Genomic DNA, 1,568 nt, shown 5'->3' with positions numbered 1-1,568 from the left:
GATTATATCAACGGATATTACAACAACGTTAGGCCGCATCATTATAATGCCGGTTTAGCGCCAAATGAATCTGAGGTTAGATATCAAGATTCTAAAACTGTGGCCAAATTTTATTGACCACTACACTTGCTAGTTTTATATAGGAGCCTAACTCTTCTGGCTTATCTCCAATATTAGGAAAGAAGGTATCTAGTTGTGATATAAGTGAATTTGCAGCAACAGGGAATGAAATTCTATCAATCGTATCTTGGCTAGATAACGAATAATGGTGCCGTATGGTCGGAAATTTTTGTTTCAGCAAATGATCGTTTAAGAATGATAAATAAGTGCTTTTTCCCATTCCTGGGGCACCTGATATAACAAAATTTTCAATGTTAGATATTTTGGTAACTATTTCATTATGAAACTGCTCTGATGGTGGAATATATCCTTTAGGGACCTCAAAGTATTGAGAGATAGATCTAGAAGATTTTACATCTAACATTTCTCGGACATTATCTATATAGATATTTCCTTTCTCATTTGGCTGGTTCTTCCTTGTAGCCCAATGCTTAACTGACTTTTGAAATCTATACCAACCCTCGTCATTAGTGTGGTCAGGAACAACACTATCATGCAATTTGTTTTCTAACCTATCAATACAAGGCAGACTGTGGTGAAACTCAAAATGCTCGAGGAATCGCAATGTAACTTGTCGAGCACCTAACTGCTCATCTATAAGTATAAGAATTTCTTCTGGAACTAGGTTTTTATTCAACAAATAACCATTTAAATATGACTTGAAACTTTCGTCTGGTATTCTATTTGTTTTTAGTGCAGCTAATGATAAATCATTCTGTTTTATATGAGACTCAACGTCCTTTGACCATTTTTGTATTAAAGATGTTCCATTCTTTTTTTTACCTAATAACCAATCAAAGTCTAAGCTCAAATCTTCTCTTGAGGCGTCGATAGTAAACTTTACTTGAAGCAATTCGTATTTATTGTCGGTAGTTAGAGCAACTACATCGTCTAAACTATAAAATTCTGGACTGTCACTTTCTACTCTCACCCATTGGTAAAAGTCTGGGTTGTGGAACCAATCAATTAGAATCTCTAAACAGACTAAATCTTGATAGTTATAACCTAAACGGGTTAGTTGAGTATGTTTGATGTCATGAGCCATATAGTACGTTCCTTGCTCTAATTATGTTTAGCGACTAATGTTGCTTGTTGAATCCTTGGGCTTCCTAGCTTTATTAGACAGCTTCTAACAAACTAGGAAAGTCCACTTTAACCTTCAGAGTAGGTAAGAAAAGGTTTAGAGTTGAATATTTGTCCTTATGCTATATTCTTTTAATAGACATAATAATAGTATTATATTTGGATGATTCATATAGATGGAACTAGAAAAGGAGATCCCTTCCCCAAAAAAAGCGCCAATGTTCTTTTGTCAGCAGTATCTGTAGTGGTCAATAAAATTTGGCCACAGTTTTAGAATCTTGATATCTAACCTCAGATTCATTTGGCGCTAAACCGGCATTATAATGATGCGGCCTAACGTTGTTGTAATATCCGTTGATATAATC

1 protein-coding gene is annotated in these 1,568 nt (G+C 34.8%); it reads right to left on the bottom strand.

Going from position 1 to position 1,568, the window contains the following annotated elements; genetic code table 11:
* Window positions 1-91: 91 nt before the first annotated feature.
* Entirely contained in the window at window positions 92-1,165 is a 1,074-nt protein-coding gene (locus H5160_RS20045; RefSeq protein WP_182738517.1) for a hypothetical protein, read from the bottom strand.
* Window positions 1,166-1,568 lie beyond the last annotated feature (403 nt).

This window comes from Pseudoalteromonas sp. SG43-4 (assembly GCF_014164325.1).
GTDB lineage: Bacteria > Pseudomonadota > Gammaproteobacteria > Enterobacterales > Alteromonadaceae > Pseudoalteromonas > Pseudoalteromonas distincta.
This window is presented reverse-complemented; position numbering and strand designations above follow the sequence as displayed.